15 protein-coding genes are annotated in these 18,816 nt (G+C 42.4%); 9 read left to right on the plus strand and 6 right to left on the minus strand.

The window, feature by feature from the left end:
* Window positions 1-351: 351 nt before the first annotated feature.
* Window positions 352-2,628, minus strand: a complete 2,277-nt coding sequence (locus tag MAS10914_RS0102280) for a RelA/SpoT family protein (protein WP_017314277.1) — start codon at window positions 2,626-2,628, stop codon at window positions 352-354.
* Between the two features lie 314 nt (window positions 2,629-2,942).
* Between MAS10914_RS0102280 and patD the strand changes: the two genes are divergently transcribed.
* Together patD and MAS10914_RS0102290 are read left to right on the plus strand one after the other, a co-directional pair.
* Window positions 2,943-3,293: a heterocyst frequency control protein PatD gene (patD, locus tag MAS10914_RS0102285; RefSeq protein WP_017314278.1), complete on the plus strand. Its 351-nt coding sequence runs from the start codon at window positions 2,943-2,945 to the stop codon at window positions 3,291-3,293.
* Between the two features lie 464 nt (window positions 3,294-3,757).
* The gene (locus MAS10914_RS0102290) at window positions 3,758-5,428 is read left to right on the plus strand and encodes an ABC transporter ATP-binding protein (protein WP_017314279.1); all 1,671 of its coding nucleotides are present in this window, start codon (window positions 3,758-3,760) and stop codon (window positions 5,426-5,428) included.
* Between the two features lie 218 nt (window positions 5,429-5,646).
* Here the strand turns inward: MAS10914_RS0102290 and MAS10914_RS0102295 are convergent, their stop codons facing one another.
* Window positions 5,647-6,588, minus strand: coding sequence for a hypothetical protein (locus MAS10914_RS0102295; RefSeq protein WP_017314280.1), 942 nt, complete (start codon window positions 6,586-6,588; stop codon window positions 5,647-5,649).
* A 232-nt stretch (window positions 6,589-6,820) separates the two neighbouring features.
* Entirely contained in the window at window positions 6,821-7,597 is a 777-nt protein-coding gene (locus MAS10914_RS0102300) for a class I SAM-dependent methyltransferase (protein ID WP_017314281.1), read from the minus strand.
* 71 nt (window positions 7,598-7,668) lie between these two features.
* Here MAS10914_RS0102300 and MAS10914_RS0102305 point away from each other — a divergent pair, with 71 nt between their 5' ends.
* Complete coding sequence (locus tag MAS10914_RS0102305; protein WP_017314282.1) at window positions 7,669-8,028, plus strand: VOC family protein; 360 nt, start codon at window positions 7,669-7,671, stop codon at window positions 8,026-8,028.
* 48 nt (window positions 8,029-8,076) lie between these two features.
* On the plus strand, window positions 8,077-9,375 hold the full coding sequence (locus MAS10914_RS0102310; protein WP_017314283.1) for a recombinase family protein: 1,299 nt from the start codon (window positions 8,077-8,079) through the stop codon (window positions 9,373-9,375).
* Window positions 9,376-9,388: 13 nt separating this feature from the next.
* On the opposite strand, the gene MAS10914_RS0102315 is transcribed toward MAS10914_RS0102310, so the two are convergent.
* Complete coding sequence (locus MAS10914_RS0102315) at window positions 9,389-10,501, minus strand: hypothetical protein (RefSeq protein WP_198014952.1); 1,113 nt, start codon at window positions 10,499-10,501, stop codon at window positions 9,389-9,391.
* Window positions 10,502-10,826: 325 nt separating this feature from the next.
* On the opposite strand from MAS10914_RS0102315, the gene MAS10914_RS0102320 reads away from it, so the two are divergent.
* Window positions 10,827-12,440 (plus strand): ArnT family glycosyltransferase, encoded by a 1,614-nt coding sequence (locus MAS10914_RS0102320; RefSeq protein ID WP_017314285.1) that lies wholly within the window; start codon window positions 10,827-10,829, stop codon window positions 12,438-12,440.
* A 171-nt stretch (window positions 12,441-12,611) separates the two neighbouring features.
* Here the strand turns inward: MAS10914_RS0102320 and MAS10914_RS32490 are convergent, their stop codons facing one another.
* The gene (locus MAS10914_RS32490) at window positions 12,612-12,977 is read right to left on the minus strand and encodes a hypothetical protein (RefSeq protein ID WP_071599787.1); all 366 of its coding nucleotides are present in this window, start codon (window positions 12,975-12,977) and stop codon (window positions 12,612-12,614) included.
* A gap of 720 nt (window positions 12,978-13,697) precedes the next feature.
* On the opposite strand from MAS10914_RS32490, the gene MAS10914_RS0102330 reads away from it, so the two are divergent.
* On the plus strand, window positions 13,698-15,596 hold the full coding sequence (locus MAS10914_RS0102330) for a chloride channel protein (protein ID WP_017314287.1): 1,899 nt from the start codon (window positions 13,698-13,700) through the stop codon (window positions 15,594-15,596).
* A 62-nt stretch (window positions 15,597-15,658) separates the two neighbouring features.
* Here the strand turns inward: MAS10914_RS0102330 and MAS10914_RS0102335 are convergent, their stop codons facing one another.
* Window positions 15,659-16,072 (minus strand): AbrB family transcriptional regulator, encoded by a 414-nt coding sequence (locus tag MAS10914_RS0102335; protein ID WP_017314288.1) that lies wholly within the window; start codon window positions 16,070-16,072, stop codon window positions 15,659-15,661.
* 542 nt (window positions 16,073-16,614) lie between these two features.
* Between MAS10914_RS0102335 and MAS10914_RS0102340 the strand changes: the two genes are divergently transcribed.
* The 3 genes from MAS10914_RS0102340 to pyrR all read left to right on the plus strand — a co-directional run bounded on the left by MAS10914_RS0102340 (window position 16,615) and on the right by pyrR (window position 18,766).
* The gene (locus MAS10914_RS0102340) at window positions 16,615-17,058 is read left to right on the plus strand and encodes an Rrf2 family transcriptional regulator (RefSeq protein ID WP_017314289.1); all 444 of its coding nucleotides are present in this window, start codon (window positions 16,615-16,617) and stop codon (window positions 17,056-17,058) included.
* 53 nt (window positions 17,059-17,111) lie between these two features.
* Window positions 17,112-18,092, plus strand: a complete 981-nt coding sequence (cbiB, locus tag MAS10914_RS0102345) for an adenosylcobinamide-phosphate synthase CbiB (RefSeq protein ID WP_017314290.1) — start codon at window positions 17,112-17,114, stop codon at window positions 18,090-18,092.
* Between the two features lie 125 nt (window positions 18,093-18,217).
* Window positions 18,218-18,766 (plus strand): bifunctional pyr operon transcriptional regulator/uracil phosphoribosyltransferase PyrR, encoded by a 549-nt coding sequence (gene pyrR, locus MAS10914_RS0102350; RefSeq protein WP_017314291.1) that lies wholly within the window; start codon window positions 18,218-18,220, stop codon window positions 18,764-18,766.
* Window positions 18,767-18,816 lie beyond the last annotated feature (50 nt).

Genomic DNA, 18,816 nt, shown 5'->3' on the forward strand with positions numbered 1-18,816 from the left:
AAAGTATTTTCATATTTCAAATGAAAAAGAAATAAGTCTTAATATATTCCATAAATATAAAATGGCACACAAAAGATTTATCTGTCTACGGGTCTATCTCAACCAATACCGTTCTGTTAAGGGTTATTTGTGATCATTCCCATACGTGTAGAGACGTTGCAGTGCAACGTCTCTACATAAGTAATCGCGTTTAGAAACAATCTTGTCTGAACCGTATTGCCATATAAACTACCCCAGCTTAGGCTTTGGCTTGAAGCTGGGGTTTCTAACGCTTCATCTCCCAAAAATGTAGTTACTTGAAGAGCGAAGGTAGAGACTAGGAATTTGCTGATCAATGACGAATTAGATTGACTACTCCTCGATTTGACCAACGCGACGAATGTTGAGGATATCGCTGAGTTTTTTGACTTGGGTGAACAGTTGTTCTAGTTGTGGTCGATCGCGTATGTCGATCCCCAAGTCAATTAAGGCTGGTTGACCATTAGCAGTTTTTACCTGAGCATACCGCACGTTGATCCCCTGATCACTTAACCGTGATAGAATATCCTTGAGCACCCCCACGCGATCCATCGCTTCAATCTGGATATTCACGGGGTAACTCTGAGGACGACCTTGAGGTTCGCCAGATGGGTTCCAATGGACTGGTACTAGGCGATCGCACTCCACGGTCTCCAGATTATGGCATCCTTGGCGATGAATCGAAATACCCCTGCCTCGTGTCACGACACCAATAATCAGTTCCCCAGGAATGGGAGTACAACACTTAGCCAGATGATACACTAACCCTTCTACCCCAATGATTGGCGAGTCAGTGGTGCGTGAGCTCGTTGAAGTGACATCTGGTAAAGCTTTGGTTGTTGAGGTCGGCTCTTTCGTAAGAATTGGGATTGCAGTTGCGATAGGTTGTTGCGCTTTCACAACTTCTCGCCAACGGTTTAGCACTAAATTCAGCGTCACTTCACCGTAACCCAAAGCCGCGAGTAAATCTTCCACAGAGTGATAATTACATCGCTCTGAGACAATCTGCATTGGTTGTGACTTAATCAGGTTTTCAACACCAGGTTTACCCAATTCTTTTTCTAACAGTTCTCGACCACGAGCAACATTTTCTTCCCGGCGCGATCGCTTGTACCACTGCTTAATCCGATTCTTCGCCGCTGAAGTCCTAACAAAGTTTAACCAATCCAAACTGGGATGGCTGTTTTTCTGCGTTACAATCTCTACGATATCGCCATTTTGCAGTCGCGTTGAAAGCGGTACCATCCTCCCATTCACCCGCACCCCTGCACAATGGTTTCCCACCTCTGTATGAATGCGATAGGCGAAATCTATAGCTGTAGAACCGGGATTTAAAGCAACCAAATCTCCTTTAGGAGTGAAAATATAAACATCATCTTCAAACAAGTTATCCTTGATGCTTTCCAGGTATTCCTGAGCATCTTTGAGGTCATTCTGCCATTCCAGCAGCTGCCGTAACCAGGTAAACTTGTCATCTGATGCTGTCCAATGGATTGTGTTCGAGCCTCCTGTTTCTTTATACTTCCAGTGAGCTGCAATTCCATACTCGGCAACGTGATGCATTTCCATTGTCCGGATTTGCACCTCCAAAGGACGACCCCACGGACCAATGACCCCAGTATGCAACGATTGGTAACGGTTTGGTTTGGGCAATCCTATGTAATCCTTAAATCTACCAGGGATTGGGCGACAAGCATCGTGAACAATTGCTAAAGCACGGTAACATTCCTCATTGCTGTTGACAATAACCCGCAACGCTGCCAAATCGTAAATTTCGTGAAACTCTTTGTTTTGCCTCTGCATTTTTTGGTAAATGCTGTAGAGGTGCTTTGGACGCCCACTGAGATCAAGACACTGTATTCCCGCTTCCGCAAGCCGAGTCTGCAAAGTTTCGGCAATTTTGATTAATCTTTCTTCCCGCGACGCCCGTTTTTCAGCTACATACTCCTGAATTTGACGGTAAGCTTCTGGTTCTAGGTACTTAAAAGCTAAATCTTCCAGTTCCCATTTCATGCGCCAGATCCCCAAGCGATTAGCTAAGGGGGCAAAAATTTCTCGTGTTTCCAAAGCAATGCGTCGGCGTTTTTCGTCACTCAGGTGTTCGAGAGTCCGCATATTGTGCAGACGATCTGCTAACTTCACCACAATCACCCGAATATCTTGCGCCATTGCTAGGAACATTCGACGAAAGTTCTCTGCTTGGCTTTCAGTCTTGCTTTTAAAATTAATTTTAGAAAGTTTCGTAACACCTTCCACTAACAGCCGCACTTCTTTACCAAAATGCTGCTCTATCTCTTCAATAGTGACATCTGTATCTTCCACTACGTCATGGAGAAATCCAGCTGCTATCATATCAGCACTACCCCCTAAGTCACGTAGCATTCCAGCAACAGCCACAGGATGACAAATGTATGGTTCTCCTGACTTGCGGTACTGACCCTGATGCAACTGATAAGCAAATTCAAATGCCCAACGAATTAAAGCTGCATCGCTTTGTCTTCGGTCATCTTCTGCTTCGGCGTTTTCTTTAGGTGACCCATTTAGACAAATATTATGTAGCCATTCCGGAAGGGTAATATCAATACTGGAAGTTAATACAGTGCTACTCATAGAACAGGCGCGGCTAAGTGATTGGTAGTAAAGTACGAAAGTGGACAACGTTGACGGCATCGCCGTCGGAAGAGACTGTTAGTGACATATGCACTCTCACTCTTGGATACGAAAGTAGATTCCCCCAAACAAAGGGTACAAATCTTGCTGTGCGAGTGTCTAGCATCATAGTTGGGAAAATCGATATATGCCAAATCCATCCCAAAATTTCATATGAGGCGCGTGATTCGCAAATAAACTTTAAGAAAGTTGAACTTATCGGAAAATTTTCTTGACATTACCTTGACTTTAATAGTATCTCAAGAAACACTTTAATGTCTTTAATTCGCGAGAAATACCACGCATTGATGATATCACTGAAGCAATTGCATTCGGATGTTACTACCACAGAAGTAGATACACCCAAACTGCGGCAACATGTCACATCCTTGCAGCAATTTTTTCAGCAACAGATTGTGCCTTTGATGAATCAAGACACAGACAGCAACAATCAGGGTTGGTTACAGTCTAATCAGACGGAGATGAGTAAGCAGCTGCGACTGTTGGAAATAGATGTGATGTTTTTCCAAGGAGCGCGGCAAGCTTCCACTGCCAAAACTAGACTTGACGCCATAGGCGATCGCCTGACAACTCTTATTGAATACTGTAATGCCATATTGCAATAAAAAGTACCAACAGGGCAAGCGGTAGCACATGAAAAAAAGACAAATTAAAAATAAAAAATAAAAAATTATTATTTTTGCATTTTTGATTGAGATTTCTCCAGTTTTTGTAGTCATTTTTACATATTTAATTGGCACAATTTGTGACTAATGCAGTCAAAAGTCAAGGATGGTTAAGATTTGAACTTTTGACCAATAAAAAACTTAAAACTCAAAAATCAGAAATCAGTATGAATTCTTTACGACTGGGTGAAGAGTAAGGTCATACAGCAAGCAGATTGATCCGTGGAGAAATAGAAACTCTTCTAAGCTTGAATAAGCGCGGGATCTGTAGGGTTATTCTCAGGTTATGTGTTCTTCTCAAAAAAAGACTTGGGCAACAACCCTGACGGATGCCATGTGATACACTATCCTAATTTTAAAACTTAGAAGCTGGTAGCTCGTCGCTGGTAGCTGATAGCTAAATTATGAGTGAAGCCTTATTTTGTATTGAAAATTTACGAGTAGCCTATCCTCATCGTAGCGATGAAGAAACTCGCTGGGCGGTAGATGAAGTATCTTTCACCCTGCAACCAGGTGAAAGAATGGGATTGGTGGGAGAGTCAGGCTGTGGTAAGTCAACTTTAGGACGGGCTGCAATGCGGTTGCTACCGCTATCTAGCCAGATTGAGGGACGGGTCATGTTTCAAGGGCGTTCAGTGTTTGAGATGACGCCTGAACAGTTGCGAAAATTCCGGGGAGAAGCAGTAGCGCTTGTGTTTCAAGACCCGATGACGCGCCTCGACCCGTTGATGAGTATTGGTAACCACTGTCTGGAAACTTTGAAGGCTCACTCACCTCAATTATCGAGTAAAGAAGCCAAGGAAAGAGCGATCGCCACTTTGGAAAAGGTCAAGATTCCAGCTAGTCGTTGGAATCAGTATCCTCATGAGTTTAGCGGAGGAATGCGGCAAAGGGTAGCGATCGCCCTAGCCTTGCTCCTCAAACCTAAGTTAATTGTTGCCGATGAACCCACCACGAGTTTAGATGTCACCGTCTCCGCCCAAATTTTGCAAGAACTCACACGGCTGTGCGGTGAAGAAAACATGGCACTGCTGTTAATTTCCCATGATTTAGCGCTTGTTGCCGAGTATTGCGATCGCATTGGCGTCATGTACAACGGCAAAATGGTCGAAATGGGTTCTTCAAAAGCTGTGTTCCAACAACCCCAGCACGAATATACACAGTCTCTGCTACAAGCAGCTTTGCACATTCAAACGGTGGATGATACTTCACCCTCTTACTCTCCCTCTGTGATAGCACAGAGGGAGCAAGGGGGAGTTCAGTCAACGCCCATACTCCGTGTCCTAGAACTAAAACAACATTACACCTTAGAACCCAATTTTATAGAGCGACTGTTAAGACAGCAAAGCCAGACGATTAAAGCAGTAGATGGAATCAACCTAGAACTGTATCCAGGAGAAATTCTGGGATTAGTTGGGGAGTCAGGTTGCGGTAAGAGTACGCTGTCGCGAACAATATTGCAACTTATTCGTCCTACAGCAGGGAAAGTCGAGTTTTTGGGACAGGATTTAACTCATCAATCGCGCCAGCAAATGCGTGCTTCTAGGCGGCAAATGCAAATGGTGTTTCAAGACCCCCATGCTTGCTTAAATCCAGCGATGACCGTAGGACAGAGCATAGCTGACCCTTTGCTGATCCACAATTTAGCAAATCCAGCAAAGGCAAAACAAGAGGTGCTGTGGATGTTGGAGAAAGTAGGGTTAAAACCACCAGAAGTTTATTATCAGCGTTATCCGTCGGATTTGTCTGGTGGACAGCAGCAAAGAGTTGCAATTGCCCGTGCTTTGATTACTCGTCCTAAACTACTTATCTGTGATGAACCAGTGAGTATGTTAGATGCTAGCGTACAGTCGCAAGTTTTGGATTTGATGTTGGAGTTGAAAAAGGAATTTGAGTTAACGTATTTGTTTATCACTCATGACTTGTGGTTAGCGCGGTTTTTGTGCGATAGAATTGCTGTCATGAATAGTGGTAAGATTGTAGAAATTGGTCTCACGAAACAGATTTTTACCAATCCGCAACATCTTTATACGAAAACCCTACTTGCAGCAGCTCCCCTGTTGGCGCGAGCATAAACTCAGTGTTCAATAATTTACAACCAGTAAACAGGGCTTATTGGATATTAGATTCTGTTGCAAAAGTCATGAAGAATGAAAATAAAACCACAGATTAACACAGATGCACACAGATGATTTATCTGTGTTAATCTGTGTGCATCTGTGGTTCTAAATATAGAGTAAATTTTACTGCTGACTCCTGACTCCTGAATTATGCTGTATGACTCAGGACTCTCTTATTTGCTTGCTTCAATTAATTTGGGCATTTCTACACTCGAATTATGTAGCTCAACAAATCTGTTAAAAAGCCACATTGTTTCATGATTTGACATCCTGTTTTGGTTGACTAGATGACCTATATTTCTCTCAGCCAGTTTACGTAAATAAGGCAAATCTTCAATCAAGGTCAAACAAGAGGCAATGTGCAACAGAAGCTGCAATATGGGTTTTGGCCACTCTAGGTCACTGTAGATGTCAATAAAGAAATAATGCTCATTTTCTGTTAAGGGATGGGTATTAAACATAACAGTTATTCTTTTGTCTTTGTAGACTGGAATACTCAGTTCTACAGTGTAAGGATTATGTAATATTAAATCTACCTCAACGATTGGTTGTCTCCAAATTCTCAAAATATTAAATGGAGAATCTAAGATTGTTTGAAATGTGATCATTCCACCAATAGATGTGGATTGGACATTGCTGACTTTAATAACTCTCAGGTTATTAAGGCTGAACTTGTGAATACTTTCTAAATGTTTTAAATTCAATAGATGATAAATTTGGCAGAGATAAGGAAAAGGTAAAATATACTCCTGGCTAATCATATGTCGCTTTTTTAACTCAAACTGGTTGACTTGAGTTGGACATAGATAGGATTGATGTAAATAATTTTGAATACTATCTACATCATTAATATCAAAGCTCTGCTCTGGTTTTAAATACAGCCAAGTCAAGAAAAAGAATGAGGCTGTAAAGATTTGTATGACTTCTATAGGAGATACATATCCATCAGCAAAGGCAACAAGACTTCTATCGGTGATTCCAAAGAGAAAGGATGGTATCCCAAACAGCCAAATACCATTTTTAAGCCTTAATATAAAGAAAGCGACATCTACTTCTATAGAAGGATGGCTCTTCTTTGTTTTGTTATCGTTATCTTGAATAAGATTAATAGACATAGTAATTCAGCAATCTGATATTAATTGAAGAATAGATATAATTTAGGTTCTTAACTAAGAGCTTATTCACAGATAATGGAACCTACCTCTACCTTCAGTTATAAATCTTAATATACAGGTTTTCCCTCAATTGAATTATCAGAAAATTCTCTTTAATTCTGATAAAACAAGAAAGGCAATGAGCTACATATTTATACTTTGGTCTTTAACAAGACTTGTATTTAAAACAACATCATACTTTCATGGCAATGACTCGAATACGTCTATAATCTGCAAACCAATTACCATCTTTATATAAAGCTGGACGCAACTGATTTTCGATATCAGCTAAGATACTCATCTGGTTTTCAAGGGATAATTCGCTAAAGAAGCTGTTCGCAAACATTTTGAGCCAGTTTTGCATCCCCTGTTCTCCATCCTCCAAAAGTGTTGGGCGTTCAAAAAGGGTTGCAAAGGTTAACTGCAAGCCATGTTTTTCTAGTAAGCTTCCATATTCAGCAATACTAGGGAAGTACCAAGGGTTTAATGCTGCATCAGCAGGATAACCAGCAGTTTGCACCGCGTTATAAATAGCGCTAACAATGGCTTTTACATTGCCTTTGCCACCAAATTCAGCCACAAAACGCCCACCAGGTTTCAGTGCTCTATTTATACCAACGACAACTTCTTCAGCTTCTTGAATCCAATGAAGTACAGCATTAGAAAAGACAGCATCAAATTTTTCTGTAAATGGCAAATTTCTGGCATCTACCACAGTAAAATCTAGCTGACGATAATTTTGACAAGCCTGTTCAATCATGGTTGGAGCACTATCGATGCCAATAACTGCCGCTCCCTTGCTAGCAATTTTATGAGTTAAATGACCCGTACCACAACCTAAATCGAGAATGTATTCCCCAGGCTTTGGGGATAGTAATTCAACTAAATCAGTAGCTAGTTCAGAAATGTAAGAATGTTTACTATCGTAGAGTTCTGCATTCCACTGATTTTCAAATTTAGTGCTGTTCATGTTTTCTTCTCTCCAGTTAGGCATTCAAACTACGTCAAAATCAAAATAAACCGAGTCGCATCTCATCACCAATGCAGATTACCCAGTCTCTCCATACAGCCATTCTCGTTAGTAACCTTGAACACTCCGAACATTTTTATGGAAAGGTGCTAGGATTGCCCAAAGTGGAACGCTCTCTGAAATACCCCGGCGCGTGGTATCAAGTCGGTGAATATCAAATTCACTTGATAGTAGCCTCATCTGTTCCCACCGAAACCCAAAACGAAAAATGGGGCCGCAACCCCCACGTAGCCTTCTTAGTTACTGACTTAGACGCTGCAAAACAGCAGCTACTAAATCATAACTGCCCAATTCAACCCAGCGCCTCCGGACGCCCAGCCCTCTTCACCAAAGACCCTGATGGTAATGTTGTAGAACTGAGTCAGCAGTGAGACGAATCTAGAGACGTGCCATGGCACGTCTTTACAACTATAAGATTAATGAAAATCTTCGCCTACATCTACACTGACCCCTTACTAGAACCTACTCCTGACCCCACAACTTGGGGATGGGAGGTAGATTGCATTTATCAAGACTTAGGCAAACGCTCTCAACTACAACAACTCTTTAACGACTGTAAAACCGAACCACCTGATTGTCTGCTTATTCGTCGTTTAGAAGAATTAGGGGATACTGTAGAAGAAGTGAGTTCGTGCCTTGCGGAACTTGAAGCAATGGGAATAACGCTCATTGCTGTTGAGCAAGACTACAATACCTCCGAACAAAATTCCAATCTCCGCGCTCAATTGCTGAAATTGCTACACGAAATTCAGTATCAGCAACGGAGCCGCCGTATCCGTCAAGGACATGCCCGCAACCGTCTGGATGCTACACCACCACCTGGTAGAGTACCTTACGGCTACCGCCGAGGCAAAGGAAAATATATCATTGACCGCACCACTTCCCCCGTCGTCAAAGATTTCTTTGAACACTTCTTACTCTATAGTTCTCTACGAGGAGCAGTTCGTTATCTAGCGAAAAAATACGGCAAGAAAATCTCTGTTACCACTGGACGTCGTTGGTTGACAAATCCAGTTTATCGGGGTGATACAGCTTATCAGAACGGAGAAATCATCTCCAATACTCATGTTCCTATTATTACTAAGGAAGAAGCAGCACAGGTGGATAGACTTTTGCGGCGCAATAGTCGTTTACCACCTCGGACTGCTAGCGCACCGCGTTCTCTGGCTGGTTTGGTTGTCTGTGGCGAGTGTCAGTCACACATGACAGTCACTCGTGTCACTATGCGGAACCAAGAGAAAGAGTATCTTTATTTACGTCCTATTAGCTGCCCCAAACACCCCAAATGTCGTACGATTGCCTATCAAGAAGTTTTAGAATATACAATTCAAGCGGTTTGCCGTGACTTACCCCTTGCAGTGGCGGGGATGAATTTTCCTCAGTTGGACGCAGTGAAAAATAGTTTAAGTGAAGCGATTTCCCGCCAGCAAGAAATACTCAATCAGTTACCTTCTTTGTTAGAAACTGGAGTGTTGGATGCAGAAACAGCAAAGTTAAGAGCATACAAAATCCGCACAGAAATATCTGCACTCCAAGCAAAACTAGCAACTTTACCACCAGTGAATTTGGGTTCTGTTGCTCAAGCTGTTTCAATTCCACAATTTTGGTTAGATTTGTCTGAAGCAGAGCGACGGTTTTACTTCCGAGAATTTATTCGGCAAATTGAGATTATTCGTCAAGATAAAGAGTGGGAATTGCAAGTTATTTTTATTTTTTAGTTGAATGGAAATGCTATTTTGAAGGTGGCTGATCCTTAGTATATGCAACAGGTCTGGGACCTGCATTACGCACATTGATCACTTTATTGAGGATATCAAACCAAAAAGGCGCACCCATAGCAATAGCTAAACCACTCACAAGCCAACCGCAAATGAGTTTGAAACCCAGCCAAATTCCGAGTAACAAACTGTTAGCACTATTCCCTCGACTAGTACTTAATGGCTCAAATTGTTGACTTATGTTTTGCCATCCAATGGGTATAGAAGCATTTCCTAAAAGTTCCTCAATTTGCCTTCTATCATTTGGGTTCTTAATAACATCGTACTGACTTGCACTTTGAGTAATGGCAGAGCGGATAGCTGAATCCTGCGATAATCTTTTAAGGAGGTGAAATGAATCAGTATTGGTTAATATAGCAACTGATAGACCAATTAAAATAGCAACTCCTTTGGCATTGCGCCTGTAAACACCACTTGCCCGATCCATAGAGCGATCAAACCACGTTTCCACCTCTTTTTTAAACTGGTTCATTTCCTCTCTGAGGTCGTCAATTTTTATCCTACTCCGTTGAGCAAGAACACCAAGACTCGTGATTAAATTGTCAGGCACGTAGTCAGGTAAACTCTTAACAAGATTTTTAAATTGCTCGTTGTCAACATTTCCGTAAATTTGTTGAATTTTTTTGTAGCTTTCACTACTTGAGTCGTTAATACCTGTTTTAAGTTCTTTGTAAGAGGCTAATATCATGTGCAAGTTTGTTTTCGTTTCCGGTTTTTGCACATAATTAATTAACTCTGGAATTTTTAATGCTTCCAATAAGGTAATTGCAAATGTTTCTGAAGGAATGTAGGAAGGAGCACTTTGTTTTCCTTTTAATGTTCTTGGGTCAACTCTAGCTTGATTCAGATCCTGCAATTTCTTTTCTACTATCTCTTGGGCTTGTTGATTTAGTGTATTAATTAAGGGGTCTTGATAAAGTTTATGTACTAAAATTGTGGCATCGTCAATATCTGATTGTTGAGTTTCGCTACCACCTGCTATGAGCAATTGAATTGATTTTTTTAAATGTTTAGCTCTCCATTGTAACAATGTGGTAATCAACTCCTGAATTTCAGAAGCTAGCAAGCTCAAAGTCAAGTAAATAAAGACTAAGCCAAGAGCAACATCTAAAACGACAGGTAAATTCATCGATATATTCTCCAGGAGTAACTTAATGGAATATTTTGATTAGTAATAGTTTTAGCATTTATATAAAAATAAAGATTGTTAAATAAAATGAAAAAAATCGAAAAAGTCTATAAAAAAAATATTATTCCTTTCTAAGGAAATGTAAGTTAATTTAAAATTAGGGGGCTGTTTAAAAACACTTGTAATAACGATTGGCAACATTCGAGACTCCAGAGCGTCTCTATTTAATCGAACCAGCAAGCACAATAAAATATCTTGGAATATGCAAGAAGGAAGCTTTATTTGGGGTCGTCTGGAAAAGCAGTATCGCACGGTTGAGAAATGGATTGATAGGGTATGGGTGATAGTGCTGCTTTTGGCAGCGGTTTTACTTTTTACCATTAATCTTGGGGAATTGCCGCTGCGAGATTGGGATGAAGGTACTGTGGCACAGGTTGCACGTGAAATATGGCGTGCCCCAGCTGGTTCAATGCGTTGGCTTTACCCAACGCTTGGGGGTGAACCATATTATAATAAGCCACCACTGATACACTTGCTAATTGCTTGGGCTTACTCCTTTTGGGGAGTGCATGAGTGGACAACACGCTTACCTGGAGCAATGCTCACAGCTATTTCAGTACCTTTACTGTATTACATTGGACGAGAAATATTTCACCAACGTTGGGCAGCTATTTATAGCGCCTTAGTTTACCTGACAATGCTGCCAGTGGTGCGTCATGGGCGGTTAGCAATGTTGGATGGAGCAGCGGTCAGTTTTTTCATGGTTATGATACTATGTTTGCTGCGATCGCGCCGCAATTTACGCTATTGCCTGGGTGTAGGAATCTGTTTTGGGTTGATTTGCCTAACCAAAGGCATATTGGGCTTATTATTAGGTGCGATCGCGCTTGTTTTTCTCTTTTGGGACACACCACGACTATTCATGAGTTGGTATATGTGGACAGGAATCCTCATCGGCATTGTGCCTGTTGCTTTTTGGTACGGTGCCCAGTGGGTACATTATGGCTACATATTTACCAAAATCGGTATGATGGATCAATCCCTCAGCCGTGTTTGGAATTCTGTTGAGAGCAATTCTGGACCCGTGTGGTATTATCTACTGGAAATTCTCAAGTACACATGGCCCTGGCTCATTTTTTTACCGTCTAGTTTGCGCTTCACTTGGGAAAATCGTAATCTGAGCTGGGCAAAACTGGTGTTGGTGTGGTGTGGTGTTTATCTCATCAGTATTTCCCTAATGGGAACTAAACTTCCTTGGTACGTATTTCCCATCTACCCAGGCATAGCCTTAGCTTGTGGTGCCAAGCTTGCAGAAATCGAAAAGATGCCTTTAGTGTCATCTTACCCACGCTCTTTGGTAGTCTCTTTGGCATTCCTGTCTGTAGTGGCAACTGCTGGCAGCGTTTACTTTAGTTTGGGGAGTACACCAAAATCAGACTTACAACTGATTTTTGCAGCAGTAGCCATGACAATGGCTTTAGCCGCTGTTTTGGCAGAGCGAGGTGACGGGCAATTCCTCAAGGTTCTATTTTGGGGCACTTATGTTTCTCTGCTGCTATTGATGAAATCTCATTACTGGGTTTGGGAACTAGGGGAAGCTTATCCAGTGAAACCAGTTGCACAGATGATCCAGCGGGTAAACCCAACCGTAACGAAGATTTACACATCTTTTTCCTACCACCGTCCGTCGTTGGATTTTTATAGCGATCGCACCATTGTTCCCGCTTCTTTTACTCAACTGCAATCTTATTGGCAATCTGAGGGACAACCTTACTTTCTGCTTAATGAACCTGCACTCAAAAACCTCAAACTGGAGTCACTAAAGTTAATTGACCATGCCTTGGATTGGTCACTTATCACAAAAGATACTAAGTGATTGTAGAAAGAAGAAGGGACTAGTACCGCAAGGCGGAAGTCAAAAGTCAAAAGTCAAAATGAATGCAGCGTAACTGTTTCGTTGATTTGGAATGGGTTGTTTATTTCCGCCGCGCTGTACTAGTGAGTGGTTAGTGATGAACAACAACTAACCACTCACCATTCCCAATCTCTACTTCTGTTTCTCTGTTTTTGGAAGGCTTGGAGAATCATGGTCTGAAGCTTGCTGAGTCATACCAATCGCAGTTAAAAGAATAGCACCTCCTACAACCAGAGCTACTACAGGACGCTTAAGGATGACGAAATCCCGTAGAATCCTAGCTAAAGGTCGGCTTTGACGACGGAGAGACGAAGATATTGTTATCTGTTTGTAGGTGAAAGGATCGCGGACGTAATGACCGCTGTGACAAACTACTAGCCTTTCCTGACAATACGGACAGGTAAACAACCCCATGCACGTCTTTACAGGCTTTGGCGTAGTATTTTTTTGGCAAATTGGGCAAGTCAAATAATGATTATCAAAGGTGTGTGTATTCATCTACCTCATCCGCCTAGTCCACTTACTTGCTCTATTTCAATAGCTATAGAGAATTTCCGCTCAACACGCGTGTAGATTACCCAGTCTGGTCTGACATCAGCCATGAATCACGCATACAATGTTTAGTTTATGTTGAAAGTTAAAACAGGCAAAAGCCTGTGCTACAAGCATAGATCAATGGTTGCACCACGAGTATAGCTAGATTTTGGGGAGAATGACCAAGAAAGGGTCAAGGATGAAGACTGAAACACTCTATACTTTATTTCATACTTCAGACTTCTTACCTTTGCCTTTATTTCATCCTTCATCCTAACCTCCGCTAGGCCGCCCTGTGGAGGACACTGCTTTGCGGTGAGTCCAGTGCTGTAAGGGGACGCACTCGCGTTCGTGAACGCGAGTGCGTGGCACGAAGTGCCGGAGGGTTTCCCTCCCGCAGCCCTGGCTCCTCCGTGGGAACCCCAAAACCCCCCAAGTTGGTGCAAGCGTCCGTAGTGTCTACATATTTTAACCTTCTTGTGGCTGCTGCTAATGACCATTAACCATCAATTCTTTCCCATTTAAGCATTGTCCCTGCAAAAATTGCTAACAACGGGAATCTTTTTATCAAAGCTTTGTAAAACTAACATATGCAAAGCACTTGTCTGGTTGCTAAATGATCACTCACAATGAAATGTAAGACATAAAAATTTAAATTTTTTATTAAATTTACTGCTGCACTCAATGACTCTTCTGCCTTCTACTGAACTAAGGAAGGTGGTGGAACAACCTGTTTTTTCCACTCCTTCTGCCACCGATCTGCTTAACCGTTTTCAACCATCCCCAGAAACCCTTGTGCTGCTTTTAGCCGTCCTTATAGGCGGTGGTAGTGGAATGGGTGTCGTTACCTTTCACTATTTAATCGAGCTGATTCACCACCTGATGCTGGAAAATTTCATGGGTGCGATTGGTGCTTGGGGCGCTTGGACTCTAGCGTGTGTTCCCATCCTCGGTGGATTAATTGTCGGGTTGATGCGCTGGCGTACCCAAGATTTTGGTCCTGGACTTTCAACTCTCATTGCCGCATCCCAAGGAGGAGAGATCAAAGGACAATTACGACCAGTCACCAAGATGCTAGCAGCATCAGTCTCGTTGGGGAGTGGTGCTTCTTTGGGACCAGAGGGACCAAGTGTAGAAATTGGCGCAAATTTTGGCATGCTGCTGTCTGTTGTTTTACAAGTCTCTCAAGAACGACAGCGGTTGCTTTTGGGTGCTGGTGCTGCGGCTGGTTTGGCTGCTGGATTTAATGCCCCCATCGCTGGAGTTTTCTTTGCCTTAGAGGTGGTGTTGGGGGCTACATCCTTTGCCACTTCTGCGGTGAGTGTGGTGCTGCTTGCAGCGGTAGTCGCGGCATTAATTGCTCAAATTGGTTTAGGCGCACAGCCTGCCTTTGCCTTACCAGTTTACCAAGTCCGCAGTCCTCTGGAATTACCGCTCTATGTCGGCTTGGGTTTGGGAGCAAGTTTAGTGTCTCTGACTTATACCCAATTGATTCGTTTAGCAAAAGCCTGCTTTAACGGTCAGGTTTCTTATCTCCGATGGCTAGGGCGCATCCCTGAACCAATTCATCCAATTATTGGCGGAACCATTGTTGGCATAGTTGCTTTACAATTCCCTCAAATTTTGGGCATCGGTTATGGAACTGTGGAAGCAATGCTTCAGGATGTGAAGTTTTCTCTGCAATTGTTGCTGGTGCTGCTGGTCGTGAAGCTATTCATGACGGCTGTCAGTGCGGGTAGTGGTTTTGTCGGTGGTGTATTTGCACCAGCCATGTTCTTAGGTGCTTCTTTTGGAGCTGCTTATGCCAAAATTTTGGCAAGTGTTGCACCTGCTTTCGCAGAGTTTATGGCAGCTCCCCCAGCTTACGCAATGGTGGGAATGGCAGCAGTTCTCGCTGCAAGTGTCAGAGCTCCGTTGACAGCAATTTTATTACTATTTGAATTAACTCGGGACTACCGCATTGTTTTACCGTTAATGACAGCAGTCGGTTTAAGTGTTTGGCTCGTGGAACGAATCAAGCCAACTTCTAACTCTAATTCAAACCTACAGCAAATTGGTCTTTCTGAGTTGAAAGACGAGCAAGCAGAAATTTTGCAGCAAATTTTGGTAGAAGATGCTATGTACTCTTGTCCCAAAAAGCTGCCAGCAACCATGAAGGTGATAGAAGCAGCTTTGGCAATGACAGGGGACCGCTGTCGCAGTGCTTTAGTTATTAATGAAGCAGAGAAATTAGTTGGAATCGTTTCTTTAGAAGATGTCAACCGCACCCTTTCTCTTTGGGAAAAATACCCAAATTCGCCAAGTGAAATCTGGGCTAACATAGCCAATCAAACACTTATAGACATCTGTACCACTGATATTCTTTATGCATGGCAAGATGAACCTCTAGCCGAAGCTTTAGACCGCATGGCTCTTAGAGGTTTGCATCAGTTACCAGTGGTAGCCCGAGACAATCAAGAGCGTATTTTGGGTCTACTAGAAAGGGAGCAAATTGCTTTAACCTGCAACGTAGCTGTGACGCGCAGGGCACTTCGCCACTATTTACCAATGGCTCTAAAAACAGGTGTAAGCATGAGTCAATAGCCAGCACTCATTAGTCATTAGTCAAAAGCCTCGCAGTCTAATGACTAATGACTAATGACTATTTACACAGCAACTTCTACTAGCTCGGCATCTTCTCTCTCGTCTGAGTCTACTTGTCTCAGACGAATGTGTTTTTTGCCTAAAGTAATAACAAACTCATCTCCTGGTTTGAGATTCATTTGTTTCGTATAGGCTGAACCTATCAGTAAGTTACCGTTTGACTGCACGCTAATTCTATAGCTTGCACTGCGTCCGCCCCGCCCATTTGCACTAGGAGCGCTATCTAATTGAATGCCTTCGGCATCAATGAGGGCATTTAAGAATTTCATCATGTTGACACGCTCTATACCATTTTTGGTGACGGTATAGTAGCCACACTGTTTGGCTTTTTCTTCTTTGCTTAGGTGTTCTAGCTCTTTGACTTTCTTGAGCAGATCTTCACCGACTAGGGGTTCAATTTTTTTCTGTTTAGCCATCAACTTAATTCAAAAACGAATGGTCAAATACAATGAATCGATTTTATTTTAGCTGAGGTTATGCTAATGCGAGCGCCATGATTTATTTTTTATTTGGTGCTATCGCCAAGTATATTACACCCAAATAGCAGAATTTTGGCTCTTATTAACAAGATTGCCAATACAATATATCTTAAAGAAGATAGGCAATGATGATAACTATAGTTTGTAAGGAACGTGAATGACCAAAGAAAGGATGAAGGATAAAGTAAGAGCAAACAAGGGGGATACAAGTCCTCCATTGAACCGTGGAGAAAATATTCCAGCGCAGTATCCTTATTTCAAGCCCCCTGATTTATCCTACTCGATACTTTATACTTCTGCCTTAACTTAACTGGTACACTATGTTTGTTTAAGTTTCATAAAGCATACCTAAAAAGTTTGCCTACTTGCTGAATTTAATAATTGCCACACAGAATGATAAGCAAAACTGATCCTTAGTCATTAGTCATTAATTATTGGTCATTTGTCATTACAAAGGACAAAGGACAAAGCTTACCAAAATGAAACTAACAACTAGAGGACATTACAGTGTGAAAGCGTTGCTCGATTTGAGCTTACAGGCTGGGTACGGTCCGGTATCTACTAAGGCAATAGCCTCTCGCCAACATATAAGCGCTCCCTACTTAGAAAAACTGCTCATAGAAATGCGTCGTGCTGGTTTAGTCAAATCTATTCGCGGTAGTATCGGCGGATATCAGCTGGCACGAGAGCCTGCACAAATTTCTTTAGGAGAAATTTTAGAGGCAGTTGGAGAAACTATTGAACCCTTGGCTCGTCACCAAGCTTCCCCAACACAAACAGAAGATTGGGTCACATTTAGCCTTTGGCAGAGGCTGCACCAAAAGCTCAAAGAAGCTTTGTACAGTATTACCTTGGCAGACCTTTATTACGATGCTCGTAGTTGGCAAGCTTCTCTTGGGGAAGAAGCAAGTTTTATTGTTTAGTCATTAGTCATTAGTCATTAGCAATCATACAAAGGACAAAGGACTTTGGACAAATGACTATTGCTGTTGTCTTGATCATCGCTGCCACTTTAGATTACTTAATTGGCGATCCATGGGGTTGGCCTCATCCAGTACGAGTTATGGGGTGGGTCATTTCTCGCTTTACCAAATTTGCTCTCACATATTGTCATAATTCCCTAACACAGCGCCTAGCTGGAATTGCGCTAGGTATTATCCTAATAATTGGTAGCGGCTTTATGGGCTACCTACTCATTCAAATTGCCAGGTGGCTGCACCCTCTTTTAGGAATAACACTGGAAAGTATTCTCTTAGCTAGCTGTTTTGCTCTGAGAAGTTTGAGAGTAGCAGCCCAAACAGTTTTACAACCATTAACAGCAGGACAGCTTTTAGATGCCCGTTCTAGTTTAAGAAACTACGTTGGGCGAGATACAGAAAATTTAACAGAACCAGAAATTTTACGAGCCGTTCTAGAAACAGTCACAGAAAATGCCACAGATGGAGTGATGGCTCCTCTTTTTTATGCAATTATTGGTGCGTTTATCCCAGTTATTGGTCCTATTCCCCTAGCCTTGGCATACAAAGCTAGCAGCACTCTTGATTCAATGGTGGGCTACCATGAAAACCCCTATACATATTTAGGATGGTTTAGTGCGCGGTTGGAAGATTGTTTGACTTGGATTCCTTGTCGGTTAACGGTAATCACTTTGGCACTCCTGTCGGGTAAACCCTTGCAAGTTTGGCGAATTTGCCGTCGGGATGCTGTTGCTGACCCCAGTCCTAACTCTGGCTGGAGTGAGTGTGCCTATGCTGCTATTTTGGGCGTGCAGGTGGGAGGTACAAATTGGTATCGTGGGGTGGCAAAACAGAAACCATTGTTGGGAGACGCCATACGACCCATCACCCCAACTTGCATTAATCAAGCTTTGCAACTCACTCGATATTGCTTTTTGCTGTGGTTGGGGGTTGCTATACCTCTGTTACTACTTGCCTTAAACAAGTCATTATGGAGATAGGTAATTGGGAATTGTTAGTAGTTAGTAGAAAATTCAACTAACCACTACCTACTACCTACTAACCAGTCACCAATCACAATTATCCATTTGTTATAGTTTCAGTCGTTGTTCAGGGGTATCGGTCTATGACTGTCTCTGTCGAAGCCAAAGTGGTTGAGATTCTCTCATCTGAAGAACTCCGTCGTACTGTGAATCGTCTTGCCTCTCAAATCGTAGAAAAAACGCGTGACTTGTCTCAACTGGTACTAATAGGTATCTATACGAGAGGTGTGCCACTAGCCCAGTTATTGGCGCGTCAGATAGAAGCGCTTGAAGGCATACCTATAGCAATGGGAGCCTTAGATATCACATTCTATCGTGATGATCTTGACCAAATTGGGTTGCGGACTCCTGCAAAAACCGATATCCCTTTTGACCTAACAGGGAAAATTGTTGTCCTCGTGGATGATGTTATTTATAAAGGACGGACAGTTCGTGCCGCTTTAAATGCGGTGAACGAGTATGGTAGACCAGAGGTCATTCGTTTAGCCGTGCTGGTAGATAGAGGTCATCGTGAGTTACCAATTCATCCAGATTTTGTAGGCAAGCAGTTGCCCACCGCCAAAGAAGAGATTGTCAAAGTTCACTTACATAATTGGGATGGACGTGATGGTGTAGAGTTGATTGGGGATTAGTGCAAAGTAGGCATAAGGGAGATAGGGATTGTTGTTGGTTAGTTGTTTAC

Source organism: Mastigocladopsis repens PCC 10914 (assembly GCF_000315565.1).
GTDB classification, from domain to species: Bacteria; Cyanobacteriota; Cyanobacteriia; order Cyanobacteriales; family Nostocaceae; genus Mastigocladopsis; species Mastigocladopsis repens.